Here is an 869-nt window from a genome sequence, read left to right on the forward strand (position 1 = left end):
TCTTCATCACGGGCATATAGGGCGGTCATGATTGCGTTACTAAAGGCCGTCTTTAAGTAATAGTCTGGACTAACTGGCTTGTAGTTCAGTGGTTGATAATGCCCGATATTTTCTTTTCGGTATTGATCGTCCTTATCTTGTCGCTCTTTTAACTGCTTTTGGATTTTCTCGATTTGACTGTTCTTAATCGTTGGATCGACTTTGCATTCGCCAAAAAAGAGTTGTTTAGTGCCATCATGCTTTAAAACCCGTTGTAAGTGATGATTTTCTAACTGATCTAAGCTAAGCTGTCCCGACAAATAAGCTAGTCCTTGTTGATGTTCTTGGGTACTGAAAACCTGTGGTGGATTTGCTTGCCATTGTTCCATTGTTTCGACTTTTAATGGCTTTAAAGTTGGATCATAGTACATCACGGCTGTATAAGCCTGTTCCTGTTTAGTCAATGGCAATCCATCTAAATTGCCTTTGGGAAAGGCCCTTTTCAATACTTCATGGTATTGCGTTTGAATAACTTGCTTAACAGCCATGATTGTTCGCAAATCTTTGACTGCGCGAGTAATCTTTTGCTGTTCGGTTGGTGAATATTTTTCTAGTAACCCTTGATCGACGTGTTCTAGACTTTCTAAGTTATCGTTATGAATCATCAGCGTATATTTCAGTTCGATTTTGACTTCCTTTTCCTGTTGCATTAATAACTTCCAGCCAACGTATGGCCGTTTGGTAAAGGTCAATAATTGTTGGGTCAACAAATCATCACGAATGTTCATTAAACGTTCGTTTAATTCACTACCCTTGAAAACTGTTTGTTCGCTATCGGTTTCCTTAATTAATTCTCGTCTTTCAGCTTGCGTGGTCTGTTCAAAATTAAG

Annotated in this window: 1 pseudogene; it reads right to left on the reverse strand. The window is 38.9% G+C overall.

From position 1 onward, the window contains the following. Positions 1-869 (reverse strand): annotated as a pseudogene (locus ACG72T_RS12540) (nickase); the annotation flags it as partial.

The sequence above is a fragment of the Companilactobacillus sp. FL22-1 genome (assembly GCF_043951805.1).
In the GTDB taxonomy this organism is placed as follows: Bacteria; Bacillota; Bacilli; order Lactobacillales; family Lactobacillaceae; genus Companilactobacillus.